At 65.6% G+C, this 26,008-nt stretch carries 25 protein-coding genes; 19 read left to right on the top strand and 6 right to left on the bottom strand.

Annotation, left to right across the window (positions count from 1 at the left end; translation table 11 throughout):
* Positions 1-163 precede the first annotated feature (163 nt).
* From EBS11_RS12645 to EBS11_RS12630, 4 genes are all read left to right on the top strand, one after another.
* Positions 164-661 (top strand): transcriptional repressor, encoded by a 498-nt coding sequence (locus EBS11_RS12645; RefSeq protein ID WP_290603316.1) that lies wholly within the window; start codon positions 164-166, stop codon positions 659-661.
* A 124-nt stretch (positions 662-785) separates the two neighbouring features.
* Complete coding sequence (locus tag EBS11_RS12640) at positions 786-1,886, top strand: branched-chain amino acid aminotransferase (protein ID WP_290603315.1); 1,101 nt, start codon at positions 786-788, stop codon at positions 1,884-1,886.
* Positions 1,887-2,103: 217 nt separating this feature from the next.
* A complete protein-coding gene (locus EBS11_RS12635) occupies positions 2,104-2,820 on the top strand; it encodes a hypothetical protein (protein WP_290603314.1) in 717 nt (238 codons plus the stop codon).
* A 164-nt stretch (positions 2,821-2,984) separates the two neighbouring features.
* On the top strand, positions 2,985-4,397 hold the full coding sequence (locus tag EBS11_RS12630) for an MFS transporter (RefSeq protein ID WP_290603313.1): 1,413 nt from the start codon (positions 2,985-2,987) through the stop codon (positions 4,395-4,397).
* Between the two features lie 10 nt (positions 4,398-4,407).
* On the opposite strand, the gene EBS11_RS12625 is transcribed toward EBS11_RS12630, so the two are convergent.
* Positions 4,408-6,042 (bottom strand): acyl-CoA synthetase, encoded by a 1,635-nt coding sequence (locus EBS11_RS12625; protein ID WP_290603312.1) that lies wholly within the window; start codon positions 6,040-6,042, stop codon positions 4,408-4,410.
* 114 nt (positions 6,043-6,156) lie between these two features.
* Between EBS11_RS12625 and EBS11_RS12620 the strand changes: the two genes are divergently transcribed.
* The 12 genes from EBS11_RS12620 to bla all read left to right on the top strand — a co-directional run bounded on the left by EBS11_RS12620 (position 6,157) and on the right by bla (position 17,390).
* On the top strand, positions 6,157-6,858 hold the full coding sequence (locus EBS11_RS12620) for a Crp/Fnr family transcriptional regulator (protein WP_290603311.1): 702 nt from the start codon (positions 6,157-6,159) through the stop codon (positions 6,856-6,858).
* A gap of 62 nt (positions 6,859-6,920) precedes the next feature.
* Complete coding sequence (locus EBS11_RS12615; protein ID WP_290603310.1) at positions 6,921-7,529, top strand: AraC family transcriptional regulator; 609 nt, start codon at positions 6,921-6,923, stop codon at positions 7,527-7,529.
* 24 nt (positions 7,530-7,553) lie between these two features.
* Complete coding sequence (locus tag EBS11_RS12610; RefSeq protein ID WP_290603309.1) at positions 7,554-7,952, top strand: DUF2946 domain-containing protein; 399 nt, start codon at positions 7,554-7,556, stop codon at positions 7,950-7,952.
* An 83-nt stretch (positions 7,953-8,035) separates the two neighbouring features.
* Positions 8,036-8,632: an SCO family protein gene (locus tag EBS11_RS12605; RefSeq protein WP_290603308.1), complete on the top strand. Its 597-nt coding sequence runs from the start codon at positions 8,036-8,038 to the stop codon at positions 8,630-8,632.
* A gap of 21 nt (positions 8,633-8,653) precedes the next feature.
* A complete protein-coding gene (locus tag EBS11_RS12600) occupies positions 8,654-9,127 on the top strand; it encodes a copper chaperone PCu(A)C (protein ID WP_290603307.1) in 474 nt (157 codons plus the stop codon).
* A gap of 120 nt (positions 9,128-9,247) precedes the next feature.
* Positions 9,248-9,910, top strand: a complete 663-nt coding sequence (locus tag EBS11_RS12595) for a CerR family C-terminal domain-containing protein (RefSeq protein ID WP_290603306.1) — start codon at positions 9,248-9,250, stop codon at positions 9,908-9,910.
* Complete coding sequence (locus EBS11_RS12590; RefSeq protein ID WP_290603305.1) at positions 9,907-11,115, top strand: multidrug effflux MFS transporter; 1,209 nt, start codon at positions 9,907-9,909, stop codon at positions 11,113-11,115. Before EBS11_RS12595 ends, EBS11_RS12590 begins: the two co-directional genes overlap by 4 nt.
* 122 nt (positions 11,116-11,237) lie before the next feature.
* A complete protein-coding gene (locus tag EBS11_RS12585; RefSeq protein WP_290603304.1) occupies positions 11,238-12,578 on the top strand; it encodes a DUF3422 domain-containing protein in 1,341 nt (446 codons plus the stop codon).
* Positions 12,579-12,675: 97 nt separating this feature from the next.
* On the top strand, positions 12,676-14,172 hold the full coding sequence (locus EBS11_RS12580) for a hypothetical protein (RefSeq protein ID WP_290603303.1): 1,497 nt from the start codon (positions 12,676-12,678) through the stop codon (positions 14,170-14,172).
* A gap of 63 nt (positions 14,173-14,235) precedes the next feature.
* Entirely contained in the window at positions 14,236-14,640 is a 405-nt protein-coding gene (locus tag EBS11_RS12575; RefSeq protein WP_290603302.1) for a BlaI/MecI/CopY family transcriptional regulator, read from the top strand.
* Entirely contained in the window at positions 14,637-16,382 is a 1,746-nt protein-coding gene (locus EBS11_RS12570; protein ID WP_290603301.1) for a M56 family metallopeptidase, read from the top strand. The genes EBS11_RS12575 and EBS11_RS12570 overlap by 4 nt, the downstream gene beginning before the upstream one ends.
* A 57-nt stretch (positions 16,383-16,439) precedes the next feature.
* Positions 16,440-17,390, top strand: coding sequence for a subclass B3 metallo-beta-lactamase (gene bla, locus EBS11_RS12565; RefSeq protein WP_290603300.1), 951 nt, complete (start codon positions 16,440-16,442; stop codon positions 17,388-17,390).
* A 17-nt stretch (positions 17,391-17,407) separates the two neighbouring features.
* Here the strand turns inward: bla and EBS11_RS12560 are convergent, their stop codons facing one another.
* From EBS11_RS12560 to EBS11_RS12545, 4 genes are all read right to left on the bottom strand, one after another.
* On the bottom strand, positions 17,408-17,767 hold the full coding sequence (locus EBS11_RS12560) for a tetratricopeptide repeat protein (RefSeq protein WP_290603299.1): 360 nt from the start codon (positions 17,765-17,767) through the stop codon (positions 17,408-17,410).
* Positions 17,768-18,182: 415 nt separating this feature from the next.
* Positions 18,183-20,054 carry a hypothetical protein gene (locus EBS11_RS12555; RefSeq protein WP_290603298.1) on the bottom strand — a complete coding sequence of 624 codons (1,872 nt, stop codon included), beginning with the start codon at positions 20,052-20,054 and terminating at the stop codon, positions 18,183-18,185.
* A gap of 109 nt (positions 20,055-20,163) precedes the next feature.
* On the bottom strand, positions 20,164-20,694 hold the full coding sequence (locus EBS11_RS12550) for an isochorismatase family protein (RefSeq protein ID WP_290603297.1): 531 nt from the start codon (positions 20,692-20,694) through the stop codon (positions 20,164-20,166).
* Positions 20,695-20,743: 49 nt separating this feature from the next.
* On the bottom strand, positions 20,744-21,661 hold the full coding sequence (locus EBS11_RS12545; RefSeq protein WP_290603323.1) for a LysR family transcriptional regulator: 918 nt from the start codon (positions 21,659-21,661) through the stop codon (positions 20,744-20,746).
* A 123-nt stretch (positions 21,662-21,784) separates the two neighbouring features.
* Here EBS11_RS12545 and EBS11_RS12540 point away from each other — a divergent pair, with 123 nt between their 5' ends.
* From EBS11_RS12540 to mmsB, 3 genes are all read left to right on the top strand, one after another.
* Positions 21,785-23,002: an ABC transporter substrate-binding protein gene (locus EBS11_RS12540; RefSeq protein ID WP_290603296.1), complete on the top strand. Its 1,218-nt coding sequence runs from the start codon at positions 21,785-21,787 to the stop codon at positions 23,000-23,002.
* Positions 23,003-23,125: 123 nt separating this feature from the next.
* Positions 23,126-24,640 (top strand): CoA-acylating methylmalonate-semialdehyde dehydrogenase, encoded by a 1,515-nt coding sequence (locus EBS11_RS12535; protein WP_290603295.1) that lies wholly within the window; start codon positions 23,126-23,128, stop codon positions 24,638-24,640.
* 9 nt (positions 24,641-24,649) lie between these two features.
* Complete coding sequence (mmsB, locus tag EBS11_RS12530; protein WP_290603294.1) at positions 24,650-25,552, top strand: 3-hydroxyisobutyrate dehydrogenase; 903 nt, start codon at positions 24,650-24,652, stop codon at positions 25,550-25,552.
* Here mmsB and EBS11_RS12525 read toward each other — a convergent pair.
* The gene (locus tag EBS11_RS12525; RefSeq protein ID WP_290603293.1) at positions 25,549-25,938 is read right to left on the bottom strand and encodes a DUF1090 family protein; all 390 of its coding nucleotides are present in this window, start codon (positions 25,936-25,938) and stop codon (positions 25,549-25,551) included. The genes mmsB and EBS11_RS12525 overlap by 4 nt on opposite strands.
* Between the last annotated feature and the right edge of the window lie 70 nt (positions 25,939-26,008).

The following is a 26,008-nucleotide window of genomic DNA, read 5'->3' as shown; positions in this document are numbered from 1 at the left end:
TTGCATGAGGTGCTCCCGTCTGGCTGGTCCACTCAGTTAGACCTCAGCCATACTGTGAGTTCCCCTACTTGTCGAGGACAGAGCCTTTTTTTATTTCCCGGTTCCCTTTTTATCTTCTCGCTTGGCAATGTCAGTAGAGCTGAACGCACAAGCGGAGAATCCCATGCAAGACATTCCTATCCAGGGCGATGGCCGCGTTTTCGACAGCCTGCGCGCCGTGCGCCTGCGCCCGACGAGCGCGCGCATCTGCATCCTGCAAGTGCTGGCGGCTACCCAGCGGCAAGCCATGAACGCGGAAGGCATCTACCAGCAGTTATTGCATATTGGCATATCCATCAGCCTGGGCACGATTTACCGCGTGCTCAAGGAAATGGAACTGGCGGGCCTGCTGCTGCGCGAGCGCGAAGCGAGTGCCAGCGGCAACAAGGCGCGCTACCTGATCAAGCCCGACAAGGTGGCGGCGGACAGCTGCTACCTCGTGTGCCGGGTCTGCGAACGCAGCGTGCTGGTGCAGGATGCGCCGCTGGTGGAGCAGGTGCGCCTGACGGCGGCCCGGCATGGCATGGAAATCGGCGCCAACGTGCTGTCCGTGCAGATGCGCTGCAGCCAGTGCGCCGAGGAAGCGCAGGCGGGGCGGGGCCGGCCGCTGCGGGCCGGCTGACGGCGCAGGCCCCGTTGATTGATGCGGCGCAGCAATGGCGGCCATCCCATCCACGCCCTCGCCGGGCGGATTAGGCGCTACAATAGGGAATCTCTTTATTCTTCCTGACTCGTCTTCTGCTGCCATGACCACTTCCACACCGAATCTCGTCGTCACCCCATCCGCCCACCCCCTGTCCGACGCCGAGCGCGCCGCGCGCATGGTCAATCCCGCCTTCGGCCGCATCTTCACGGACCACATGGTGGTGATTCCTTACCGCGACGGCAAGTGGCAGCAGGGCGAACTGAAAGCCTACGGTCCGCTCATGCTGGACCCGTCCGCCTCGTCGCTGCACTACGGCCAGGCCATCTTCGAAGGTTACAAGGCGTTTGCCCAGCCCGATGGCAGCATCAAGACTTTCCGTCCAGAACAAAACGCGGAGCGCTTCAACCGCAGCGCCGCGCGCCTGGCCATGCCGGCCATCCCCGTCGAACTGTTCCTGGAAGCGGGCGACGCGCTGATCGCGCAAGACCGCAACTGGGTGCCGAAGAACACGGGCGAGAGCCTGTACATGCGTCCGCTGATGATCGCCACCGACCCTTACCTGGGCGTGCGTCCCTCGGAGGAATACCTGTTCGTGCTGTTCGCCTCGCCAGCGGGCGCCTATTTCCCGAAAGGCGTGAAACCCGTCACCGTGTGGATCAGCGAAGACTTCGTGCGCGCCGCGCCGGGCGGCACGGGGGAAGCCAAGTGCGCGGGCAACTACGCGGCCAGCCTGATGGCCCAGTCGCAAGCGCAGGAAAAGGGCTGCGACCAGGTCGTGTGGCTGGACGCCGTGCACCGCGAGTACATCGAGGAAATGGGCGGCATGAATCTGTTCTTCGTCTACAAGGATGGCGAGAAGGTCACCGTCGTGACGCCGGAATTGACGGGCACCTTGCTGCCAGGCATTACCCGCCGCAGCCTGCTGGAAATGGCGAAAGACCTGGGCTACGCGACGGAAGAGCGTAAATTGTCCGTCCAGCAATGGCGCGACGACATCGCCTCGGGCCGCATGACCGAAGTGTTCGCCTGCGGCACGGCCGCCGTCATCACGCCCGTGGGCGTGGCCAAGGCCAACGGCTTTGAGATGACCATCAACAACAACGAAAATGGCGCCGTCACCCTGGCCCTGCGTGAAGCGCTGCTGGGCTTGCAGCATGGCACGGCGGCGGATACGCATGGCTGGATGCACAAAGTGTGCTAATGGGTTTGTTGGATCGCGCCGCAGCAGCATGGTCATACCAATAAGTAAGTGGGCGTCCATTTCACCCCCAAAGTGAAGTTCCGGGGCCGGACCCTCAGGGTCCGACCCCGGCTTTCTCGCTGTTCGGGTGTTGCGCCAAAAGCTGCTTGACGCTTATCTCAATGGCATCGGCGCCGGCACCCAGTTGCCGGCGTTTTTATATCTTGAAGGAAACTCGATGAAAATCCGCTCTGTCTTGCCCGCGCTGGCCGCCGTGTTTTTCAGCCTGTCTGCCGGCGCCGTCCACGCGGCCGACGCCACGTGCACCATTCCCCGCAACGTCAGCTATTACGATTACGACGTCAAGCCGTCGGACGAAAAAAACACCTGCTACAAGCAAAGCACGAACGTGCCCACGGATTCCTTCATCCTGGCGCTGTCGTGGTCGCCCGGCTTTTGCGACAGCCAGCGCCGCCGTGGCGAAGTGTCGAAGAAGGCTGCCTTCCAGTGCGCCGAGAGCAACCACTTCGGCTGGATCGTGCATGGCTTGTGGGCGCAGTCGGACCATCCGGCCACCTGCGAAGACATTTCCGTGACGCCGCCGCGCAAGACGGAGCTGCATCCGCGCTATTGCAAGGGCAACCTGCCGAAACTGGCGCCGTCGGAGATCTTGCCGTATATGTGCATGCAGCCGGGCGAAGCCTTGCTGCAGGGCGAATGGGAAAAGCATGGCGCCTGCGACTTCGACACGGCCAAGGAATATTTCGAGAAGGAACGCGAACTGTTCCAGGCCTTGAAATTGCCGGACAGCACCATGCCGAAAAATGAACTGTTCCAGTGGATGAAGCAGCACAATCCGCAGCTGAAAGGCCGCTGGCTCGGCTATGAAAAGCACTCGGGCGAGCTGCGCATCTGCTATTCGAAGGATTTCAAGGTCATCGATTGCAAGAAATAAAACCCACATGATCATCCGATAACAGGGCGGCCAGGACTTCGCCGGGCCGCCCGGCAGACTCCGTTTATCCATGCTAGTGTCTTGCCTGCGGCCATATTCTTGGCCGCTAACAATGCCCGGCGCAAGCGTGGCTGGCGGCGCGGCATGGATTTCGTATCGGATCAATGATGTTCAAGCAAAACAGGGCGCAGCCCTTCCTCGTGGGCGAGGACGGCTTGCCGCCCGGCGCCCGCTTATGGGCCATGCTGTCGCTGGCCATCGGCGTGGGCATGGCCTCGCTCGATACGGCGATCGCCAACACGGCCTTGCCGGCCATCGCCAGCGAGCTGCACACGACGCCGGCCGCTTCCGTCTGGATCGTCAACGTCTATCAGCTGGCCATGGTGGCGACCCTGCTACCGTTTTCCGCCCTGGGCGAAATCGCCGGCTACCGCCGCGTGTTTATCTCCGGCATGTTCCTCTTCACTTTGGCGTCGCTGGCCTGCGCGCTGGCCTGGTCCTTGCCGTCGCTGGTGGTGGCGCGCCTGTTCCAGGGCGTCGGCGCCAGCGCCATGATGAGCGTCAACACGGCGCTGCTGCGCGCCCTGTATCCCAAGCATTTGCTGGGCCGGGCCTTCGGCAACAATGCGCTGGTGGTGGCCGTCGCGTTCGCCATCGGCCCCACGGCCGCTTCCCTGATCCTGGCGACGACCTCGTGGCCATGGTTGTTCGCCATCAACGTGCCGCTGGGCGTGGCCGGCTTCTTCCTGGCCAGCCGCATGCTGCCGGCCACCAGGCTTTCCGGCCACACCCTCGATGCGCGCACGGCGCTGTACAACGTGGGCGCCTTCGGCCTGCTGATTTTGCTGTTCGGCGACGCCGCTCATCACGCTTCCGTTTCCACCCTGCTGCCGGAACTGGTGGCCGTGGCGGTCTTCTTTGTCCTGTTGCTGCGCCGCCAGGCGGGCCATGCGGCGCCCATGCTGCCCATCGACCTGTTCCGCCGGCCCCTGTTTCTGCTGTCGTCGCTGACGGCCGTGTGCACGTTTGCCGCGCAGGGCCTGGCCTTCGTCTCGCTGCCATTCTATTTTGAAGTCACCCTGGGCCGTTCGCCCGTGGAAACGGGCTTTTTGATGACGCCGTGGGCCGTGCTCGTGGCCGTGATGGCGCCCGTGGCCGGGCGCCTCAGCGACCGCTATTCGCCGGGTGTGCTGGGCGGCATCGGCCTGGCGGCGCTGGCGGGCGGCTTGCTGACTTTGGTCTGGATACCGGCCCACCCCAGCGCCTTCGACATCGGCTGGCGCATGGCCGTGTGCGGCGTCGGTTTCGGCTTCTTCCAGGCGCCGAACCTGAAAGCCATCATGGGCAGCGCGCCGCCCGAACGGGCCGGCGGCGCCAGCGGCGTGGTGGCCACCTCGCGCCTGATCGGCCAGGCGACGGGCGCGGCGCTCGTCGCCTATTGCTTCACGGTATCCGCCAGCCGGGGCACGACGTATGCGCTGTGCCTGGCAGCCGGCTTTGCTGCCGTGGCCAGCATCGCCAGCTTTTCTCGCCTGGTGGTGCCGCAGCCGGCGTGGCAGCCCGGCAAGCGCGACTGACGGGCTGCGCTCACACGTCGATGGCCTTGTCGGACTGCATGCGCTTGCGCAGCTCGAACTTCTGGATCTTGCCCGTCGATGTGCGGGGCAGGGGGCCGAAATAGATGGCCTTCGGTACCTTGAAGCCCGCCAGGTTGTTCTTGCAGAAGGCCATCAGCTCTTCCGCCGTCACGGTGGCCCCTTCGCGCAGTTCGACGAAGGCGCACGGCGTCTCGCCCCATTTCTCGTCCGGCTGGGCGATGACGGCGGCGGCCAGCACTTGCGGGTGGTGGTACAGCGCGTCTTCGACTTCCACGCTGGAAATGTTCTCGCCGCCGGAGATGATGATGTCCTTGCTGCGGTCCTTCAGCTTGATATAGCCGTCCGGATACATCACGCCGAGGTCGCCCGTGTGGAACCAGCCGCCCGCGAACGCTTCCTGCGTCGCCTTTTCATTCTTTAGGTAACCCTTCATGCAGATGTTGCCACGGAACATGATCTCGCCGATCTGTTCGCCGTCGGCCGCCACGGGCTGCATGGTTTCCGGGTCCAGCACGGCCACGGCGCTTTGCAGGTGGTAGCGCACGCCCTGGCGCGATTTGAGTACGGCCCGCTCTTCCTGCGACAGGGCCGCCCACTCGTCCTGCTCGGCGCAGATGGCGGCCGGTCCGTACACTTCCGTCAAGCCATACGAGTGGATCAGGTCAAAGCCCATGGCTTCGATCTTCGCCACCATGGCGGCGGGCGGCGGCGCGCCGGCCACCATGCCGCGCACGGTCCAGTCGATTCCTTCGCGCCAGTTGGCGGGCGCGTTGGCCAGGGCCGCATGCACGATGGGGGCCGCGCAATAGTGGGTGATGCGCAAGTCGCGCATCAGGTCGAACACGAGTTTCGGTTCGAACTTGCGTAGGCACACGTTCACGCCGGCACGCGCGGCGATGGTCCACGGGAAGCACCAGCCGTTGCAGTGGAACATGGGCAGGGTCCACAGGTACACGGCATGCTTGGGCATGTCCCATTCCAGGATGTTCGACAGGGCGTTCAAGGCGGCGCCGCGGTGGTGGTAGACGACGCCTTTCGGGTCGCCCGTCGTGCCGGACGTGTAGTTCAATGCGATGGCGTCCCACTCATCGGCGGGCCCCTGCCAGTCATAGTCCGGGTCGCCGCTGGCCAGCAGGCTTTCGTAGTCGAGCTCGGCAAAGGGTTCCACTTGCGGGCCCAGCACGTCGTTGACCTGGATCACGCGCAAGCCGGGAATCTGCGCCGCCATCTGGCGCGCCAGGTCGGCGAATTCCGTGTCGGCCAGCAAGACTTTCGCCTGGCCGTGGCGCAGCATGAAGGTCAGGGAGGCCAGGTCGAGGCGGATATTCAATGCATTGAGGACGGCGCCCGCCATGGGCACGCCAAAGCTCGCTTCCACCATGGCGGGCGTGTTCGGCAGCATCACGGCCACCGTGTCGCCCGTGCCCACGCCTAGCTTGACGAGGCCGGAGGCCAGGCGGCGCGTGCGCGCATAGGTCTCGCGCCACGTCTGGCGGATGGCGCCATGTGCAATTGCCAGGCGATTGCCATATACTGCGGCTGCCCTGGCGATATAGTCGAGCGGGGTCAGGGCGGCGTAGTTGGCGCTGTTTTTGCCGAGGCCGGTGTTGAAATCAGGTGTCATGCTTGTCTCCTGGTAAAAAAATTCTGCTGCTCCCTGTTTCGGGATTGATACCGGTGAGCATAGCACCGGTGCGATAAAATCACTGTCATCTTAGTGACAGGTCTGGAAGATGGCATGGACAGCAACGACAGCGTGATCAGTGCAGTACCCGAACTCGACAGCCACGACTGGTTTGCGGCCCTCGATGCCCGGCATCAGGCGCTGCTGCGCGCCGCCAGCGTCGTCAGACATTATGAGGCGGGCGCCGTCATCACGCGGCGGGGCGAACCGTCGGCGCACTGGATCGGCGTGCATGCGGGGCTGATCAAGCTGGCCGTCTACAACGCCGATGGGCGCGGCGCCACGTTTTCCGGCGTGCCGGCCGGCGGCTGGTGCGGCGAGGGCAGCGTGCTCAAGCGCGAATTGCGCCGCTACGACGTGGTGGCCGTCCGCGCGGCCGACATCATCCTCGTGCCGGCGGACCTGTTTCATCTGCTGCTGGCCGAAAGCCTGTCCTTCAACGCCTTCGTCATCCGCCAGCTCAACGAGCGCATGGGACAGTTCATCGCCACCATCCAGAACCAGCGCCTGCTGGCCGTCGACGCGCAGGTGGCGCAGGCGATCGCGCAGCTGTTCCACCCCATGCTATATCCGCGCACGTCCAGCGTGCTTGAGCTGTCGCAGGAAGAGATCGGCTTGCTGACCGGCATCTCGCGCCAGCGCGTGAACCAGGCGCTGGGCCATCTGGCCGAACTCAAGCTGATCAGCATTGCCTATCAGGCCATCCGCGTCGTCGACCTCGATGGCCTGCGCCGCTACGGCGTGGCGTCGCTGTGATGACAGACTGGCGCCCCGATGTGTGGCATGCTGGCGGCTCGCTCACCACCTTGACCTGACGCATGGCCCTCGTTTCCGATCACCCCTTGCACCTGCTGGGCTTGCGCTTTCCGCTGCGGCTGCGCGTCACTGTGCGCCAGGGCTTTGTCACCTTGCACAATGAAATCACGACCAAGAAGCTGGCCAGCGGCGACAGTTTCGTCGTGCCCGCCTTCCTGCGCTTCGCCTGCGACGTGATGCCGGGCAGGGGCAAGCCGGCCGTCTTCACCCTGGCGCTGGAAGACGACGATGCGCAGGCGGGGCCCGGCGGCGGCAAGCGCTGGAGCCAGGCGCTGGCGCAGCACATCTTCCACTCGCCGCAAGGCAAGTGGACGGCGGCCCGCCTGGCGACCCTGTGGCAAGTCACGCCGCACAAGGCGCGGGCGCGCCTGTTTGCCGAAGGCGAGGCCTTGTTGAGCCTGGTGCGCGAACAGCGCCTGGCGCACGCGCTGCACACGGCGGCGCAGGGGACGGGCGACGGCGACGCCGCGCGCGACCTGGCGCAGGTGGCGGCCGGTTCCGGCTTCGCCTCCATTCCCGCCTTCTGCGATGCCTGCGTGGACGTGGCGGGCGTGCGGCCCAGCCTGTTCCTGCGCGGCGAGGGGGCGCTTGCCGGCCCCGCGCCCGGATAGCCAGACTCCGTTATAATCGGGGCCATGGGACCTTTATCGAAGCGCAAACAGTGGCACATGTGGTTCGCCTGCCTGGCGATACTGCTCAATGCGCTGTCGCCGTCCCTGTCGTACGCGTTTGCCTCGCTGCACGCCAACGCGAACAATGCCGCCGTCGACATCTGCTCGGCCAGCGGCGCCGTCTACACGCAGGCGGACCTGGCGCCGGCCGTCAAGTCCACCACCGATTCCGTGCTGCATCACATCGAACATTGCCCCTTCTGCCTGAACCATGCGGGCAGCGTGGGCCTGCCGCCGCCGGCCCTGTCGCCGCTGGCCGCCGTCACGGGCCACGATGCCTATCCGCCCCTGTTCTACCAGGCGCCGCAGCCGCAGTTCGCCTGGCTTGCTGCCAGTCCGCGTGGCCCGCCGTCCCTGGCCTGAGTACACCTGTTCCGCCTGTCGCCATGCGGCACGGCATCTGCTTCCTGATTTGTATCAACTACGCCCATAGGGCTGGAATTACCATGAAACGTCGTCTCTTCCTTCTCGCCGGCACGGCGGGATTGCTCACGCTCGCCGCCTGCGAGCCTGCGCCGAAACCCCATTACAACGGCCTCGACCTGACGGGCGGCGATTACAAGCCCGACTTCAAGTTGAGCGGTCCCGACGGCAGGGTGTACACCCTGGCCGACTTCAAGGGCAAGTACGTGATGGTCTTCTTTGGCTTCACGCAATGCCCGGACGTGTGCCCCACGGCCCTGTCGCGCGCGCTGGAAATCCGCCAGAAGCTGGGCGCCGATGGGGATAAACTGCAAGTGATCTTCATCAGCATCGACCCCGAGCGCGACACGCCCGAGCTGCTGGGCGAATACATGCGCGCCTTCGACCCCAGCTTCCTCGGCCTGCGCACGGACCCGAAGAGCACGGCGCAGACGGCCTTCAACTACAAGGTCTTCTACCGCCGCGTGCCCAGCGGCAGCTCCTACACGATGGACCACACGGCCATCAGCTATGTGCTCGACACCGAGGGCCGCATGCGCCTGGGCCTGAAGCACCAGCTGACGGGTGATGAGTGCGTGCAAGACATCAAGACCCTGATGCAATCGAAATACACCTTGTAACTCTCACGAAAGGAATTCATCATGACCCACCTGAAAACCATGCTGGCCACGACGCTGGCCGTGCTGTCCTTCTCCGTCGCTGCCCAGACTGCCGTGCAGATCACCGACCCGTGGGTGCGCGCCACCGTGCCCCAGCAAAAAGCCACGGGCGCCTTCATGCAAATCACGGCGCCGAAGGCCATGCGTTTGCTGGAAGTGCGCTCGCCCGTGGCGGGCGTGGCGGAAATCCATGAAATGAGCATGGCCGACAACATGATGCGCATGCGCCAGGTCAAGGACATCGCCTTACCGGCCGGCAAGGCCGTAGAGCTGAAGCCGGGCGGCTACCACGTCATGCTGCTGGAACTCAAAGGCCAGGTGAAGGCGGGCGACAAGATCCCCCTGACCCTCGTGCTGGAAGGCGAGGACAAGCACCGCGAAACCATCGAAGTCAATGCCGTCGCGCGTCCGCTGGGCGCGACCTCGTCGGCCCCGATGCCGGCCATGAAGCACTAAGCTGCGGCGACGCTGTTGAAAAGCCCGGTGCGCCGGGCTTTTTTACGCCCGTTTGAAAATTAAACAGCTGTTTGATACAATGCCGGACGATATTAAACAACTGTTTGAATGGTGATGGACATGATGGACGAGAAAGAAGGCGAGCCGGCGCGCGCGCGCATCCTGCAGGCGGCGGCGGACCTGTTTGCCGAGGACGGCTACAAGGCCACGTCCGTGCGCAGGATATGCGAGGCGGCCAGGGTCAACGTGGCGATGGTCAATTATTATTTTCATAGCAAGGAAGAACTGCACCTGGCCGCCTTCGACCATGCGCGCGCGCTGGCCCGCGCCTCGGCCGCCGACGTGGCCGCCGCCAGCGCGCAGGCGCAGCTGCCGCCCGTGGAGCAGTTGCGCCTGGCCATCGAGGCGCTCGTGTCGGACATGCTGCGCCCGGGGCCGGCGTCGCTGTTCAGCCGTCTGGTGGCGCGCGAACTGATCGAGCCGACGGCCGCCATCCACAAGCTGGCCGAGCGCAACGTGCGGCCCCAGCATGCCCTGTTCACGCAGCTGATCCGCGGCGTGGTGGGGGCCGCCATGCCGGGCGAGGTGGTGCAGAAATGCGTGTTCAGCGTCATCGGCCAGGCCGTGTTCTATGCCCGTTCGCGCACCGTGCATGAGCTGGTGGTGCCGGAAATCACCTATGACGAAGCGGGCATCGCCAGCATCGCGCAGCACGTGGCCGCGTTTTCCCTCGCGGCCCTGGACGGCCTGCGCCGCCAGCACGCTGCACAGGCGGGCGCATGAAGGCCCGCAACCTGACCCTGGTGCTGGCCGGCCTGTCCATGCTGGGCCCGTTCGCCACGGATACCTTCCTGCCGTCGTTTCCTGCCATCAGCACGCATTTCGACGTGAGCAGCGTGCTGGTGCAGCAGACCCTGAGCGTCTACCTGGCCGCCTACGCCTTCATGACCTTGTTCTACGGTACCTTGTCCGACTCGTTCGGCCGCCGTCCCGTGATCCTCGCTTCCCTGCTGATCTTTGCCGTGGGTTCCATCGGCGCCGCCTTCGCGCCCAGCTTTGGCTGGCTGCTGTTTTTCCGCGGCATGCAGGGCGCGTCGGCGGGGGCGGGCAGGGTGATCGGCCAGGCCATCGTGCGCGATACCCTGTCGGGTGCGGCCGCGCAAAAGATGCTGGCCAACATCATGATGGTGTTCGGCATCGCGCCCGCCATCGCCCCCATCATCGGCGGCTGGCTGCACGTGGCCTATGGCTGGCAATCCACGTTCGTCTTCACGTTTTCCGTCACGGTGCTGCTGGCGCTGGCCTGCCTGAAGGGCTTGCCGGAAAGCTTGCCCGCTGCGCAACGCCAGCCTTTCCACCCGGGTACCATCGCCCGTAATTACTGGCAAGCGCTGCGCCACCGGGGGTTCCTGCTGCGTTCGCTGGCCGTGGCCTTCGCCTTCGGCGGCTTCGCCCTGTACATCGCCTCCGCCCCGCATTTCATCCTGGAACTGCTGCGCTTGCCTGAAACGGCCTTCGGCTGGATGTTCGTTCCCATGGTGGCCGGGCTGGTGGGCGGTTCGGCCCTGTCGGGCAAGCTGGCGCATACGGTGAAAAGCACCGTGCTGGTGCGCTGGGGCTTGCTGGTCATGGCGGCCACGGGCGCCCTCAACATCGCCTACAACCACTGGTGCGCCGCCAGCATCCCGTTCGCCGTCGTGCCCGTCATGCTGTATGCCTTCGGCATGTCGCTGGCGCTGCCGGGCATGACCATGGCCACCCTCGACATCTTCCCGCAGATGCGGGGCCTGGCCGCATCCCTGCAGAATTTCGTGCAGATGGTGCTCTTTGCGCTGGTGTCCGGTTTTGTCGCACCGCTGCTGTTCGACAGCGCCTTCAAGCTGGCGCTGGGCCAGGCCTCGGCCGTCGCGCTGGCCGCCTTTTTCTGGTGGCTGGGCAGTCGCCAAGGAGCGGGGCGGGGCGCATCCGCCATGATCAAAACGACATGAACGGCCTGGGAAAAAAGTGGCATGCTTCCTGCTTTGTTACACTGTGACAATCAGACCCCCGCTGCGGGCACAGCAGCACGCGCGCGGGTCTAAGCAGTTTTGCAACTTTACCCTTGGCTATCATGCACTTGATTAACTCCAGTTTGAACCACGCCCTGCGCGTGCCGCTGGCCGCGGAAATCCACTCGCGGCCCTTCCTGCAGCTCGATGCTCCCGAGCTGATCACCCACCTGGCCGTCTACCGGGACGACAGCGCGGCGTCGGGCGCGTCGAACATGACGCTGCAGCACGCCACCCTGGCGGCCCTGTGCACGCATTTCGGCGTCACACCCCCCAGCGCCGAAGCCAAGTATTTCTATTACGACTTTGGCCGCTTCCGCCTGAAATGGGAATGCCACACGGAATTTGCCACCTACACCTTTGCCGAACACCCGGGCGCCGCCTTGCCCCTGGAGCAGGCGTTCGGGCGCATGCCCCTGGAACAGTTGCCGCAGCAGTGGCTGGCGGGCTTGAAGGGCAAGCTGATGGTGGCCGCCCACGTGGTGCTGGAACAGGCGACCGAGCCGGCCGAGATCTTCATGCAGGGCCTGTCGCGCGTCTTCGAGGGCAACACCCTGGCCGGCAGCAAGGTGCTGCAGGGCGGTGAACTGTGGACGGATTTCACTATCCAGTCGGACGGCTTCAGCCGCTTCGTCATCCGCGACGCGGGCATGCGCTCGCAGCAGTCGGGCCGCCTGGTGCAGCGCGTGCTGGAAATCGAAACCTACCGCATGATGGCTTTGCTGGGCTTGCCGTACGCCATGCAGGCGGCGCCGTCGCTGAACGCCATCGAAACTGAACTGGCGACCCTGGCCGCCGCCATGGTCGACACGGACGACGCGCCCGGCGGCGGGGACCAGGGCCTGGCCGAGCAAGCCTTGCTCGACCGCATCACGCGCCTGGCGGCCCGGATTGAAAAATTGTCGCTCGACAACAGCTACCGTTTTTCCGCCTCGAAAGCCTACATGGGCCTCGTCAAGGCGCGCATCGACGAGTTGCGCGAAGTGCGCATCGAGGGCATCCCCACGGTCGAGGAATTCATGGACCGCCGTCTGACGCCCGCCATGAACACGTGCGAGGCGATGGCCAGCCGCCAGGAAGCCATGGCGCAGCGCATCGCCAACACGAATGACTTGCTGCGCACGCGCGTGGGCATCGTGCAGGAGTTGCAGAACCGGCAAATCCTGCAATCGATGAACGCCCGCGCCGCCCAGCAGCTGCGCCTGCAGCAGGCGGTGGAAGGCCTGTCCGTGGCCGCCATTTCCTACTACGTGATCGGCCTGTTCAGCTACACGGGCAAGGCGGCCAAGGTGATGGGGCTGCCCGTGAATCCGGAAATCCTCGTCGGCGCCCTGGTGCCCTTCGTGGCGGCGGCCGTGTGGCTGGGCCTGCGCCGCATGCACCACAAGCTGCACGCGGACTGAGCCGGGTAAGCACCCTGGCGGCTCCGGCGGCGCGTACGCCGCGCGCCGCCAAACTTTGCTATCGTGCGGGCCTCACCGTTCGATACAAGGAAATGACGTGCTTGCCAAGGTTGGAGATATTTACAGCGTGTTTTCGTCCAGGCTGCAGCAGTATGTGGCTTGCCAGGTCACCGCCATCGAGGATGATTCTTCGTCCGGCAGAGCGCCGCTGGCCGCCGTCCTGGAGCTGGACTGGACGGGCGACGCCTTGCCCGATGCGGCGGCCGTGCAAGCGATGCGCCCCCTGGTATGCGATTACTATTTCTGGAACCGCCGCCACGACCACAGTTTCGTCAATGCCAGGGTGCCGCGGGCTTACACCTTGGTGGCCAATATCGCGCCCCTGGTGGACACGCAAGTGAAGAGCTACAGCGGCGGCTGGCACATGGGCGACAGCGTGTGGCGCCAGCGCCGCTGGGAGCAGGTCGACCCGGCCAGGCGCCAGCGTTTCAAGGCGGCATCGAGCGAGGAAGTGCGCATCGGCGGCCAGTCCTTGCGCCAGAATACGAGCCGCATCGGCGACAGCATCCTGCAGGCGCTCGGCGACCTGTCCGAACTGGACCAGCTGCCTTGCCTGACGGCGATCGAAACGCGCCACGGCAGCGCGGCGCTGGCCGCCTATATCAACGGCAATCCGATTATCAGCGAAGTGCAGTGGCAGTCATCGACGGTGAGCGAACTCGACTTAAGCAACAGCAATGTCGGCCGCCTCATCGTGCATGCCGACGGCCTGCGATCGCTGCGCCTGAACGAGGGCTTGAGCACCCTGATACTGAATGGCGCGCCGTCGCCATCGCTGCATATCGACGACCCGCATGCAGGGCGCTTCCTGCGCCTGCAGTGTAGCGGCGCCCTGGCGCCATTTCACGGCCTCGATGAATTGACGCACTTGTCGCTGAGTGCCATGCCGGCCGTGGATTTCGACGTGGTGGCGCAGCGTTTCCCCTGGCTGACTGACCTGACCGTGTGGGGCAAGCCCGGGCTGGCGTCGAACGTGGGCAGCATCGCCGCCTTGGCCCGCTTGCAGGAGTTCACCGCGCATGAACTGTTCGGCTACGGCCCTGACGACTTTCCGGCGCCGGCGCAGTTGCCTGCTTTGTCCAGCCTGTACCTGGCCAGCCTGCCGGCCGATGCGGCCAAGGCCATCAAGGCCAGCTATAAAAAGGCGGCGGCGCTGGGCTTGAACCTGTCGGTGACGCGGCCGCGCAAGCCCGAGTGGCTGGCGGAAAACCTGGACAACCCCTTCCGCGACTGGGATGGCCGCGAGCACATCCCGGCGGCGTATGCCAGGAAGGCCGCGCAGGCGTATAAAAAGCTGCTGGCCACGGCGCGCACCCTTGACGGGGTGAGCGATTCCGGCGCGGTGCAAGCCATGGCGCAAGCGATGGTCGCGGACTACGTCGCCGTGTTCAACCAGATCGAACGGCGTTCCAGCATCATCGAAACGGTGGAGCGCGATGAAATCTACGTGGCGCTGGAGCAGGTGCTGACGCAGGCGCAGTTGCCCGATGCGGCGGCCTTGTATGCCGTGTTCGACGGCTTGCGCGATTTCTAGCCGCCTGCGTAGTATAGAAAAAAAGTTCTAGACATGAAGTTCTAGAATCGGTATTCTAGCGTCATGTTAAAAAATACCTCCACTCCCCATCCCACGGCCGCCGAACTGGACCTGCTGCGCATCCTGTGGCGCCGCGGTCCTTCCGATGCCCGCGCCGTGTATGACGCCCTGGCCGCGGAGCGTGCCGACGCCAGCTATGCCACCGTGCTGCGCCAGTTGCAGCTGATGCATAGCAAAGGCCTGCTGAGCCGCGATGAAAGCCAGCGCCCGCAGCTGTATGCAGCCGTCGAGGCGCAGGAAAAACTGCAGACCAGTTTGCTCAAGGACTTGATCGGCAAGGTGTTTTCCGGTTCCGGCAAGGCCCTCGTGCTGACGGCGCTGCGCGAGCACGTGAGCGACGCGGAGCGCCTGGAAATTGAAAACATCTTGCGTGGCGGCCACAGCGGCAAGGACGGCGGCCAGCCATGAGCCTGCCCGTCTCGGACCTGTTCCTGCCCGCGCTGGGCTGGGTGTTGCTGTATTTCGTCTGGCAGGGCCTGCTCATCGGCGGGGCCGCCGCCGCAGGGCTGTGGCTGCTGCGCGAGGCGGATGCGCGCTGGCGCTATGCGCTGTGCGCGCTGGCGCTGCTGCTGTGTCTGGGCTTGCCCGCCGCCCATCTGCTGGCCCTGCTGCTGGATGGCGCCACCGCGTCCGGGCCGTTTCCGGCCATGGCGCCGCCGCCGTGGCGGCACGAGATGCAGGCCTGGCTGCCCGCGCTGGTGCTGGCCTGGAGCGCCGGCGTCGGCCTGATGAGCTTGCGACTGTGCCTGGGCCTGGCCTGGGTCGGCAGGCTGCGGCGTCAGGCCGTGGCGGCCCCGGCTCTCTGGCAGGCGCGCCTCGATGCCCTGGCGCTGCGCATGGGCTTGCGCCAGCCGCTGCCGCTCAAGCTGCATGCGGGACTGGGCAGTCCCGTGACCCTGGGATTCTGGCGCCCCGTCGTCCTGCTGCCCGTCTCCTTGCTGAGCGGCATGCCCGTGGCGCTGGTCGAAGCCTTGCTGGCGCATGAGCTGGCCCACGTGCGGCGCTGGGATTACCTCGTCAACCTGCTGCAAAGCGTGGCCGAGGCGCTGCTGTTCTTCCATCCCGTCGTCTGGTGGCTGTCGGCGCGCATGCGGGCTGAGCGGGAACAGGTGGCCGATGCGCTGGCCGCGCAGGCGCTGCAGGACCCGCAGCAGCTGGCCACGGCCCTGCACGCCTTGTCCCTGCAGGCGTCCAGCGCGCGGCAGCCCGGCCTGCTGATGTCGGCCCGGGGCGGCGCGCTGCTGGCCCGCATCCGCCGCCTGATGGCACCGGCGCCCGCTGCCACGGGCTGGAAACTGGCCGTGCCCGCCTTGCTGCTGGCCTGCGCCACCTTGCTGCTGCAGACGCAGGGCAAGGGCACGCCGTCCGCGGCGGTGATGGCCGATGCCACGGCCGCGATGCTGGACCTGCCCGTGAGCGCCCGGCACATGCTGGTGCTGGACGAGGGCGGCAAGATACTGATGGCCAAGGATGCCGATGCCGTCGTGCCGATCGCCTCGATTACCAAGCTGATGACGGCCATGGTCGTGCTCGACGCGGGACTCGATCCGCAGGAAAAGCTGCGCATCGTGCGCGCCGATGGCAATGCGTCGATGCAGCGCCACGGCTTGCTGGCCGACGGCGTCGCCGTGCCGCGCGGCGTGCTGCTGCAGCTGGCCCTGCTGCCATCCGAGAACCGCGCCGCCGCGGCACTGGCGCGCACTTATCCGGGCGGCAATGCGGCCTTTGTCCAGGCCCTGCAGGCGAAGATACGGGGCCTGGGCCTGACCCGCACCACCCTGACGGAACCCGTCGGCAGTTCCGCGGGCAATACCTCCACCGCCACCGAAGTGGCGAAGATCGTGGCGGCCGCCGCGCGCTACCCGGACATTGCCCGCATCACCAGCCACCCGCAGGCCAGCGTGGCCGTCGATGGCAAATGGCGCACCTTGCGCAACACCAATCCGCTCGTGGGCGGCGAGGGCTGGGATATCTTGCTGTCCAAGACGGGCAGCAGCCACGCGGCGGGCAGTTGCCTGACCATGCGCATGCGCAGCGGCGGCAGGAACGTCACCGTCGTCCTGCTGGACGCGGATGGCGCACAGCGGCGCTCGCTCGACGCGGGCACCATCCGCGACACCCTGGCCGGCTGGACGGCCCGCATGCACTGATTCCCCCTGGCGCGCCGCGTCGCGGCCGCCTTTTTTTTTACCCATCTGGAGATGAGAATGACACTATTGGCGAAGTTGATGCTGGCAACGGTTGCGACCCTGTCGGCTGGCACGGTACAGGCGAAGGCGCCCGCCCCCCTGCAGGATGCCCCTGTCGATTGCGACAGTTGCAAGGAATGGAATGCGCCCGTCCAGCCCTTCAATATCTATGGCAATAGCTGGTACGTGGGCACGGCCGGCCTGTCCGCCGTGCTGGTGACGAGCCCGCAGGGCCACATCCTGCTCGACGGCGCGCTGCCGCAGTCGGCGCCCCTGATCATCGCCAATATCCGGGCGCTGGGCTTCCGCATCGAGGACGTGAAATACATCCTCAATTCCCATGCGCACTGGGACCATGCGGGCGGTATCGCCGCGCTGCAGCGTGCCAGCGGCGCCACCGTGGTGGCCAGCGCGTCGGGCGCCCTGGGCTTGCAAAGCGGCACCAACGGCAAGGATGATCCGCAGTACCAGGCCCAGCCTGTCGTGCATGTCGCCAAGGTCGCCAAGGTCACGGTGGCGGGCGACGGCGATGCCGTCAGGCTGGGCCCCCTGGCGCTGACGGCCCACATGACGCCGGGCCACACGCCAGGCGCCACGACGTGGACGTGGACCTCGTGCGAAGGCGCGCGCTGCCTGGACGTCGTGTATGCGGACAGCCTGAACCCGTATGCCAGCGGCAATTTCCGCTACACGGGCAAAGATGGCTCGCCCGACCTGTCCGCTTCGTTTGCCGCAAGCATCGCCAAGGTGGCCGCCTTGCCATGCGACATCATCATCCCCGTGCATCCGGGCACGACGGACGTGCTGGGCAAGGCCGCCAGGCGCAACGGCACGGACAATCCCCTGATCGACGCCGGCGCCTGCCGCGCCTATGCGGCCAATGCGCAGGCGCTGCTGTCCAAGCGGCTGGCGAAGGAGCGGGGCGAAGCGCTGCCAGCCGATGGCAAGGGCGCGCCCCACGCCCACTGATCTTCTGCCGATCCACTTTACCCGGCTGCGCCTTCGGGCGTGGCGGCGGGCGCCTGCGCCTGGCTGTCGCGGGCTTTTTGCAGGCGCCGTGCAAACACCGTCATTTCTCTGGCGGCTTGCAGGTCGCCTTGCTGCGTGGCCACCGTCACGCCAGTCGTCCAGGCGGCCTCGGCTTCATCCAGCCGGCCCTGCTGCTGCAGCGCCTTGCCCAGCAGTTTCCATGCCGCCGAATAGCCGGGCTGCTGCACGGTGGCTTGCGCCAGGTGCAGGACGGCTTGTTCCGCGTCACCGTCTTTCAGGCAGGCGTCGCCCAGGCCGAAGCGCAGCAGGGCATTGTCGCGCCCCTGCGCCAGCAGTTTTTCCAGCTTGTCACGCATTTTCAGCCTCGTTTAATATGCAAGTTAATTCTTGCATATTAGCGCTTCACGCTCCGGGAAACAAGCACGCAATCGGCCGGCCACGTGCTCCGCCGGCGTGCGACACGCTGTCCGGGTGCGGCTGTTCGCGCAAGCCTGGCCTGGCTGGAGCCGCTTGACAAGCGGTGCACGCGGGCGGGCGCCAGCCTTGGCGGCGCGCCCATGGTCCGCTGCACCTGTCTCTGCTGCTGGCCAGCGGCATCGCCCTGGCGGCCGTGCCGGGCGCGGTCCATGCCAGCGCTGCGGCGGCCAGCACCTCTGGCAGGTGTGGCGGATCGCGCCGGCCCCGATGCCCGTGCCGTACTTTCCCTGCCGCGCATCTGCCCGATGCAGGCGCACGCCGCAGCAGGCCTGGGGGCGCCATTCCTGAACTCTCCTATTTGCAATAGAGGCGGTCGATGCTATGCGACGACGCCAGGTAATGCCGCGTCTGCCAAGCGATGGCCACGCGGTAGGCGCACGGCGGGTCCAGGGCCACGTTGATGGGAAAACCGCCGTTGTTGCCGGACAAATGAGGGCCGCCCGCGCCGCCGCGGAACAGATAGTTGCCCGGTGGCGGAGGCGGCGTGAAGCTGGCGGCCGGCAGCGGTGGCGGCGGGTGCTGGGTGCCATTGTTGTTGGAAATCGTGATATTGAAGAAGCGCAAATGCGGATGGTCGATCGTGTACAGGATATGCACGAGGCCGCCCGAGATGGGGTTGCAGGCATTGCTGCGCAGCTCTTCCAGGTCCAGCGCCACGATGACGGGCGAATTGTCGAAGACGATGGAGTCCAGCCCATCCGTGGCCACGGTCGCCAGGGTATTGCCGTCGCGCACTTCAAAGCCCAGGCGGTAGCGGCGTATGGGTTCGCTCTCGGCTGTCGTCAGGCTGCGCCCTGCGTCGAGGATGGGCAAGCCGCCCGGCAGCTTGGCCGGATGCAGGCTGGTGATGGCGGGGGTATTCACGGTGAGCAAATCAAAGGTGCGCAGGAAGATGCTGGGCGCCACGTTGACGACGGCCGTCGTGCCGTCGCGCATGTCCACCGTGACGGGCTTGCCATCGACGCGTATCCAGCCGCCCGGCTTCAGGTCGCCCGCATCGACGATCACCTGGGCCGAGTCGGCCAGGCCCAGGCCATTCGTGTAGAAGACATAGCCGACGAGCGTGCCCAGCACTTGCGTGAGCGGCGCCAGGCTGGACGGCGCCACCGTGGGCAGGGCCGTCGGGTCGTCGCTGCCGCCGGGCCACGTCCACTCGCCGATGAGGAAGCGGTATTCCAGCGGATTGGCGGGAATGGCGCTGTTGCGCAGCGGACAGTTGCCTTTCAGGGTGACGCCGCCGCCGAACACATACGAGGCGCCCGCGCCGCCCGCATAGCCTTGCGCGGAGAAGCCGGCCGGCGCGGGAAACGGGTGGATGTCGAACACTTCCACCTGCTGCCAGTGGGGCACGCCTTCCACGTCGGGCGGCAAGACGTCCTTCGAGCACAATTCCACGCAGAAGCAGTGGCCCACGTTTTCGCGGCCCGGCTTGCGGCCATCGGCCTGGGTTTCCGACAGGATGGTCACGCTGCCCAGCTGCGCCGTGAAATACACGTCGGGGCCGCTGGTGAATTCCACGTTGATGAAGGGCGAGAAGGGCGTCAAGGTGAAGTCGGCCGTGAGGTAGTCGATGCGGAAGCGGCCCGTGGCGTCCGTCACGGCGTCGCCCAGCGCATCGTCCTGTAGCCAGTCCGCATCGAAGGCATGCACGGTGGCGCCGGCGATGGGCGTCTGCGGCGCGTCGCAGGTGCGCAGGCGGCCGCAGATGGTCCAGGCGCCGAAGCGGGCGCGCACGAGGCACCAGAAGCGCTGCGGCAGGCAATAATCCCACACGGCGAGGAAGTCATTGTCCACCTGGCGCCAGCGGGGCTGCACGGTGGTGATGGAAAACTGCAGGGGCACGGGGTCTTTCGGCCCCGGCTTCAGGTGCGGCACGGTGGGGCACAGCACGTCCACCTCGACAGCCTCGCCCTGGTAGTCGCCTTCCAGGGTGAAACTGTAGTTGCCGTCCTCGTCCGTGCTCGCCTCGGCCAGCAGGTAGGGGGCTTTCGCCCGCACTTCCTCGTCCGTGAGGATGGCGAAGGTTTCCTTGGCGCTGGCCACGGCCAGGGCCGTGACGTTCTGCGACTCGCGCGGGCGGTACAGGCGCACGGTGACGTGGGACAGCGGTTCAGGACACTCGGCGCAGATCAGGCCGCACAGCTTGCCGCGTAGGATGTAGGCCATGATGGCTCCCTTGCTGGTGTGGACGGGGGCGCCGCTCGCAGTGGCGGCGCTGTTACCACGCTAGCAAATGGAGGGCCGATGGGTTTGATCTGGATTAAGGGCGGCCCCGCTATTTGATTAGCGTCAGCACGTCGCGGAAACGGGGATGCTTGCAGTCGCGCAACCATTCAAAGGCCAGCATTTCCACCGTCACCAGCTGCGCGCCCAGCTTGCCGAGGCGGGCCAGGGCCGCGTCGCGGCTGGCCGCCTGGCGCGAGCCGACGGCGTCGATGGCGATGATGACCTCATACCCCAGCTCGAGCAGGCCGATGGCCGTCTGCAGCATGCACACGTGCGCTTCGCAGCCCGTGACGACGATCTGCCTGCGCCCGGCGGGTAGCATATCCTGCAAGCCGTCGGCACAGGCGCCGAAATGCGTCTTGTGCAAGGTCTGTTCGCACAGGGCGGCGATCTCCTCCACGTTCGGCCCCAGGCCCTGGCGGTTCTGTTCCGTGCCCAGCACTGGCACGTCGAGCAGGCGGGCGATCCTGGCCAGGCGCAGGTTCTGCGCCAGCACGGCACCGGCGTCGTGGATGGCCGGCATCAAGCGGCCCTGCAGGTCGACGATGACGATAACGGCCTGGCTTGCATCCATCAGCATGGCATTCTCCTTTTATGATGTGGCGACAGTGTAGCGCGCCGCAGCCCGCTCACGGGGGCCAGCTGGGCGCGGCCGTCTCGCCCATCAGGTAGGCGTGGTTCAAGTCGATGGCCGTGCGCAGGTAATTCCACAGGGCGCTGACCCGGGCGATGTTGCGCCGCTCGCTGGGCGAGATCATCCAGAACGAGCGCACGAGGTCGATGTCGCCGTCGAGCACGGGCACCAGCTCATCCGACTGCTGCGCCACGAAGCAGGGCAGGATGGCCAGGGCCTGGCCGGCCCTTGCCGCGTGGTACTGGGCGAGCACGCTGGTGCTGCGGAAGGCCCGCAGGGAGTCGGGCGCCACGTTGTCCATGTAGCGCAGTTCCGCGCTGAAGACGAGGTCGTCCACGTAGCCGATGATGGGGTGCTGCGCCAGCTGCGCCACGCCGGTGATGGGCGCATGGCGCGCCAGGTAGGCAGGCGTGGCGTACAGTTTCAGGCGGTAGTCGGACAGCTTGGTCACCACGTAGGGGCCGGACTGGGGGCGTTCGATGGAAATGGCCACGTCCGCCTCGCGCTTGGACAGGCTGACGAAGCGGGGTACGGCGATCAGGTCCACGCTGATGTGCGGATAGCGGCCGCAAAACTGCGCCAGGTGGGGCGCCAGCACGACGGCACCGAAGCCTTCCGTGGCGCCCAGGCGCACCTGGCCCGACAGCAGGCGATTGTGTTCGCCCAGCTCCTCCGTGGCGGCAAACACCGTGCTTTCCATCGTTTCCGCGTATTCCATCAGGCGGTGGCCTTCCGGCGTCAGCTGGTAGCCCACGTAATTGCGGTCGAACAGCTGCGTGCCCACCTGCTCCTCGAACTTGCGCATGCGCCGCGACACGGTGGAATGGTCGATGCCCAGCTTTTTCGCCGCATCGACGAGTCCCGCGCTGCGCGTCAGTTCCAGGAAGACCCGGACATTGTCCCAATCGAGCACTTTGTTCTCCTTGTGCATTTTTGCAAAGGAATTATGCATTAATTTCACTTGAGCGCATATTTTTACACATGCAGAATGCAGATATACATATAAGAAAAACCCTTTTCCCTCAGGAGACACTGCATGAAAAAGACCGTTCTGGCCATGGGCGCGCTGGCGCTTTCCCTGTCTTTCACCGGCGCGCAGGCGCAGATTTCCGATGGCGTCGTCAAGATCGGCATCCTGACCGACATGTCCGGCCCGTATTCGGCCATGGGCGGGCGCGGCTCCGTCGTCGCCAGCCAGATGGCCGTCGAGGATTGTTTAAAAGCCGAATGCAAGGGCATGAAGATCGAGATCCTTTCCGCCGACCATTTGAACAAGGCCGACATCGCCGCCTCCAAGGCGCGCGAATGGCTGGACCGCGACAAGGTCGATGCCATCGCCGACCTCACCAACTCGTCCGTGGCCCTGTCCGTGCAAAAGCTGATGAAGGAGAAGGGCGGCATCGCCATGTTCAGCGGCCCCGCCACGGGACGCCTGACGAACGAGGATTGCTCGCCGAACGGCTTCCACTGGATGTTCGACACGTATTCACAGGCGGCCGGTACGGCGGCGGCATTGACCAAGCTGGGACAGAAATCCTGGTACTTCGTCACCGTCGATTACGCCTTCGGCCACTCGCTGGAAAAGGACGCCAGCGACGTCGTCAAGCGCAATGGCGGCACGGTGCTGGGCGCCGTGCGCCATCCCCTGAACGCCTCCGATTTCTCGTCCTTCCTGGTGCAGGCGCAAGGTTCAAAAGCGCAGGTGATCGGCCTGGCCAACGGCGGCGCCGATACCGTGTCGGCCATCAAGCAGGCGCGCGAATTCCGCATCGGCAGCGGCAAGGACCAGCGCCTGGCCGCCTTGCTCGTGTTCCTCTCCGACGTGCATGCGCTGGGCCTGGACACGGCCCAGGGCCTCGTCTACGCGGACGGCTTTTACTGGGACTACGATGACCGCAGCCGGGCATTCGCCAAGCGTTTCGAAGCCCTCAACAAGGGCGCCAAGCCGACCATGGTGCAGGCGGGCGTGTATTCCAGCGTCTACCACTACCTGAAGTCGGTGGCGGCCGCGAAGAGCGACGACGCGAAGATCGTCGCCCAGAAGATGCGCGAACTGCCCATCCAGGACGCCGTCATGCACAACGCCTCGATCCGCCCCGACGGCCGCGTCATCCACGACATGTACCTGGTGCAGGTGAAGACCCCGGCCGAATCGAAGGGACCATGGGACTACCTGAAAGTGCTGTCCACCATCCCCGCCGACCAGGCCTTCAAGCCCATGGATGCGGCGGCGTGCAATCTCGTTAAAAAATAATTCCGTGGTCAGACCCGCCGGGAGGATTTTCCCTGGTGGGGAAAATCCCGGTTCCGAAGGAACTGACCCCAGATTTCCGCAGCTGTGACGCGACTGTCGCGTATCGAATTATTGGAGCCTCACATGAACCAAGCCCTCACTCAAGTCCCCGCCGTCCCCCTGCATATCGGCGGCAAGCACCACGCTTCAAGCACCACCGAATGGCGCGATGTCATCAATCCGGCCACGCAGGAAATCGTCGCCCGCGTGCCGTTTTCCACGCCCGATGAAGTGAACCTGGCCGTCGCCACGGCCAAGGAAGCGTTTAAAACGTGGCGCAACACGCCGCTGGCGGCGCGCATGCGCATCATGCTCAAGTACCAGCAGTTGATCCGCGACAATATCGGCGCCCTGGCCGAACTGATCACGCGCGAACACGGCAAGACCCTGCCCGACGCGGAAGGCGAAGTCATGCGGGGCCTGGAAGTGGTGGAGCACGCGTGCTCGATCGCCACCCTGCAGCTGGGCGAGATCGCGGAAAACGCGGCGAACGGCGTCGATGTCTACAATATCTACCAGCCCCTGGGCGTGGGCGCCGGCATCACGGCCTTCAATTTCCCCGTCATGCTGCCGTGCTTCATGTTCCCCATCGCCATCGCCTGCGGCAATACCTTCGTGTTGAAACCGTCGGAACAGGACCCGTCCTCGTCGATGTACCTGGTCGAACTGATGTACCAGGCGGGCTTGCCGGCCGGCGTGCTGAACGTCGTGCATGGCGGCGCCGACGTCGTCAACATGCTGTGCGACCATGCCGACATCAAGGCCGTCTCCTTCATCGGCTCGACCCACGTGGGCACGCATGTGTACCGCCGCGCCAGCGAAGCGGGCAAGCGCGCGCAATCGATGATGGGGGCGAAAAACCATTGCGTGGTGCTGGCCGATGCCAACAAGGAGCAGGCCATCAATAACCTGATCGGCGCCGCCTTCGGCGCGGCCGGCCAGCGCTGCATGGCCAATTCCGTCGTCGTGCTGGTGGGCGAGGCCCGTTCCTGGCTGCCGGAAATCGTCGCCCGCTCGAAAGCCTTGAAAGTGGGGCCGGGCAGCGACCGCGAGGCGGACCTGGGACCGATGGTCTCGAAAGCAGCCATGCAGCGGGCGGAAAAGCTGATCCAGGCGGGCGTGGACGAAGGCGCGCAGCTGCTGCTCGACGGCCGCGGCCACAAGGTGGCCGGCTACGAGGGCGGCAATTTCATGGGGCCGACGATTTTCTCCAAGGTGCAGGCGTCCAACTCCGTCTACACGCAGGAAATCTTCGGCCCGGCCATGTGCGTCGTCGAGACGGATACCCTGGACCAGGCCATCGCCTTCATCAACGCCAACCCGAACGGCAACGGCACCTCGATCTTCACTTCGTCCGGCTGGGCGGGGCGCAAGTTCCAGAACGAGATCGACGTGGGGCAGGTGGGCATCAACGTGGCCATCCCCGTGCCCGTCGCCTACTTCAGCTTTACGGGGTCGCGCGCGTCGAAGCTGGGCGATCTGGGCCCGAACGGCAAGCAGGCGCTGTACTTCTGGACGCAGACCAAGACCGTCACGGCGCGCTGGTTTGCCCCGGACGACGGCGGCAGCGGCGTCAATACCACCATTGCAATGAAATAGGGGGCGGCGATGGCAAATATCGTCTTTATCGGCTTGGGCAACATGGGCTTGCCCATGGCGCAAAACCTCGTGCGGGCCGGCCACGCCGTCACGGGCTTTGACTTGATCCCGGCCAGCGTGCGCCAGTTTGCCGATGGCGGCGGCCTCGTCTCCGACGACCAGGCGGCGGCGATAGGCGCTGCCGACATCGTCATCACCATGCTGCCGGCCAGCCGCCACGTGCTGGGCGCCTATTTGGGTAATCCTTTGGGCGAGGCCGGCATCCTGGCGCAGGCGCGGCCCGGCACTTTGCTGATCGACTGCTCGACGATTTCCACGGAGGCGGCCCGCCAGGTGGGCCGCGCGGCGCAGGACAAGGGCATGCCCATGCTGGACGCGCCTGTGTCGGGCGGCACGGCGGGGGCCACCAACGGCACCCTGACCTTCATGGTGGGCGGCGAAGCATCGGCTCTGGAAGCGGCGCGGCCCTGCCTGGAAACCATGGGCAAGGCCATCTTCCACGCGGGAGCATCGGGCAGCGGGCAGACGGTCAAGATCTGCAACAACATGCTGCTGGGGATTTTGATGATCGGCACGAGCGAAGCGATACGCCTGGGCGTGGCCAATGGCCTGGACCCCAAGGTGGTGTCGGACGTGATGGCGAAAAGCTCGGGCCGCAACTGGACCCTGGAGGTGTACAACCCGTGCCCCGGCGTGGCCGAGAACGTGCCCGCGGCGCGCGGCTACACGGGCGGCTTTGGCGTCGATTTGATGCTGAAAGACCTGGGCCTGGCCGTGGAAAGCGCGCTGGCCAGCGGCGCGTCCGTGCCGCTGGGCGCCTTGTCGCGCAATCTGTACAGTTTGCACAGCAAGGCGGGATCGGGCGCGCTGGATTTTTCCAGCATTTACCAGCTGCTGGGAGAGAAGGCTTAAGGCTGTTGCGCCTGCAGGGCGGCCAGTTCCGCCCTGGCTTTTTCCAGCTTGCCTTCCAGCTTGGCGATCTTCTTCGGCTCTTTATTCGCTTCCTGGGCCAGGCGCAGCGAACGCTCCGTCTGGTTGACTTTCGCCTGCGCCTTCAGGATCTTCTTGTTGTGGCGCTCGACCAGGGTACTGTCGCGGCAGTGGGCATTGACTTCGTCGAGCGCGCGCGTCAGGCCCGCGACCTTGTCGGACAGGCCCTGTTCCTGCGCCTGGCGCAATTCGCTGCGGATGCTTTCGCGCTTGGCGGCGCAGCCCGTCAGCTGGGTATCGGCGGCGCTGGCGCCCAGGGAAGCGGCGGCGAGCAGCAGGGACAAGGCGGTTTTCGAGTAGCGGTTCATGGCGTTCCTGGGTGGTGGGGTGGGGTTGGGTGGTTTGATGCAATGTAAGCCCGCCGGCCAGCCCTGTCAA

The sequence above is a fragment of the Janthinobacterium sp. genome, from assembly GCF_009923995.1.
In the GTDB taxonomy this organism is placed as follows: Bacteria; Pseudomonadota; Gammaproteobacteria; order Burkholderiales; family Burkholderiaceae_D; genus Janthinobacterium.
The sequence above is the reverse complement of the archived record's forward strand: the minus strand, read 5'-3'. Positions and strand labels throughout refer to the sequence as shown.

Bases quoted from the DNA above. Each gene is read 5' to 3' on its own strand.
- EBS11_RS12540 (WP_290603296.1), top strand. From the start codon at position 21,785: ATGAAAAAGACCGTTCTGGCCATGGGCGCGCTGGCGCTTTCCCTGTCT.
- EBS11_RS12590 (WP_290603305.1), top strand. From the start codon at position 9,907: ATGAAGGCCCGCAACCTGACCCTGGTGCTGGCCGGCCTGTCCATGCTG.
- EBS11_RS12625 (WP_290603312.1), bottom strand. From the start codon at position 6,042: ATGACACCTGATTTCAACACCGGCCTCGGCAAAAACAGCGCCAACTAC.
- EBS11_RS12620 (WP_290603311.1), top strand. From the start codon at position 6,157: ATGGACAGCAACGACAGCGTGATCAGTGCAGTACCCGAACTCGACAGC.
- EBS11_RS12600 (WP_290603307.1), top strand. From the start codon at position 8,654: ATGACCCACCTGAAAACCATGCTGGCCACGACGCTGGCCGTGCTGTCC.
- EBS11_RS12575 (WP_290603302.1), top strand. From the start codon at position 14,236: ATGTTAAAAAATACCTCCACTCCCCATCCCACGGCCGCCGAACTGGAC.
- bla (WP_290603300.1), top strand. From the start codon at position 16,440: ATGACACTATTGGCGAAGTTGATGCTGGCAACGGTTGCGACCCTGTCG.
- EBS11_RS12525 (WP_290603293.1), bottom strand. From the start codon at position 25,938: ATGAACCGCTACTCGAAAACCGCCTTGTCCCTGCTGCTCGCCGCCGCT.
- EBS11_RS12610 (WP_290603309.1), top strand. From the start codon at position 7,554: ATGGGACCTTTATCGAAGCGCAAACAGTGGCACATGTGGTTCGCCTGC.
- EBS11_RS12560 (WP_290603299.1), bottom strand. From the start codon at position 17,767: ATGCGTGACAAGCTGGAAAAACTGCTGGCGCAGGGGCGCGACAATGCC.
- EBS11_RS12640 (WP_290603315.1), top strand. From the start codon at position 786: ATGACCACTTCCACACCGAATCTCGTCGTCACCCCATCCGCCCACCCC.
- EBS11_RS12615 (WP_290603310.1), top strand. From the start codon at position 6,921: ATGGCCCTCGTTTCCGATCACCCCTTGCACCTGCTGGGCTTGCGCTTT.
- EBS11_RS12550 (WP_290603297.1), bottom strand. From the start codon at position 20,694: ATGCTGATGGATGCAAGCCAGGCCGTTATCGTCATCGTCGACCTGCAG.
- EBS11_RS12595 (WP_290603306.1), top strand. From the start codon at position 9,248: ATGATGGACGAGAAAGAAGGCGAGCCGGCGCGCGCGCGCATCCTGCAG.
- EBS11_RS12585 (WP_290603304.1), top strand. From the start codon at position 11,238: ATGCACTTGATTAACTCCAGTTTGAACCACGCCCTGCGCGTGCCGCTG.
- EBS11_RS12605 (WP_290603308.1), top strand. From the start codon at position 8,036: ATGAAACGTCGTCTCTTCCTTCTCGCCGGCACGGCGGGATTGCTCACG.
- EBS11_RS12630 (WP_290603313.1), top strand. From the start codon at position 2,985: ATGATGTTCAAGCAAAACAGGGCGCAGCCCTTCCTCGTGGGCGAGGAC.
- mmsB (WP_290603294.1), top strand. From the start codon at position 24,650: ATGGCAAATATCGTCTTTATCGGCTTGGGCAACATGGGCTTGCCCATG.
- EBS11_RS12535 (WP_290603295.1), top strand. From the start codon at position 23,126: ATGAACCAAGCCCTCACTCAAGTCCCCGCCGTCCCCCTGCATATCGGC.
- EBS11_RS12555 (WP_290603298.1), bottom strand. From the start codon at position 20,054: ATGGCCTACATCCTACGCGGCAAGCTGTGCGGCCTGATCTGCGCCGAG.
- EBS11_RS12645 (WP_290603316.1), top strand. From the start codon at position 164: ATGCAAGACATTCCTATCCAGGGCGATGGCCGCGTTTTCGACAGCCTG.
- EBS11_RS12570 (WP_290603301.1), top strand. From the start codon at position 14,637: ATGAGCCTGCCCGTCTCGGACCTGTTCCTGCCCGCGCTGGGCTGGGTG.
- EBS11_RS12635 (WP_290603314.1), top strand. From the start codon at position 2,104: ATGAAAATCCGCTCTGTCTTGCCCGCGCTGGCCGCCGTGTTTTTCAGC.